At 62.0% G+C, this 561-nt stretch carries 1 protein-coding gene; it reads right to left on the bottom strand.

Going from position 1 to position 561, the window contains the following annotated elements:
• On the bottom strand, positions 1-561 hold a 561-nt coding region (locus QWJ46_RS31085), incomplete at both ends, for a Ulp1 family isopeptidase (protein WP_302756380.1).

Consider the following 561-nt stretch of genomic DNA (forward strand, 5'->3'; position numbering starts at 1 on the left):
GGCAAATCCTGCCGGAAGGGCGCTGTATTCCAGCTATCGGGAAGCTGGCCGGGTTGAGCCACTCCATGCCAAAACTCTGCGGGATCGGCGATCTGTGTGGAGGACTCCGGTTCAGCCGCCGCAGCCCTCGCTCGAGCACTGTTGGGCGCGGTGCTCAGACGTCGTTGGAGTTGCTCCCGATCGGCGACGAGGTTGTCGAGGTGCAGCACGGCTGGCCGGTCTCTTCGCGCCAGACGTCTAACGAGCGCCCGCGTGCCGTCAACCACGAAGACTCCGCAATCATAGCCGTTGCGCTGTTGGGTCATGCGGACGGGCTCCAGACGGGTACCCAACCTTTGTGCGAGCATTGCTGCAAACTCGTCGTTCTGGCCCCGGAAGGAGTCATAGTGATAGGCAGCCGGCTCCTCGCGGTTGCGACGGTCAACGAGTAGCAGCGACCAATGGGTGCCCCGGTGATCAGGATCCGAAGCACTGGCATCGCTCACTGGAAGGAACAGGAAGTCGGCTGTATCTCTTCCATCCTGATCATTAACGATGCGCTGGAAAGCGCTCAGCGCGGTG

This window comes from Rhizobium sp. CBN3 (assembly GCF_030518245.1).
In the GTDB taxonomy this organism is placed as follows: Bacteria; Pseudomonadota; Alphaproteobacteria; order Rhizobiales; family Rhizobiaceae; genus Rhizobium; species Rhizobium aethiopicum_A.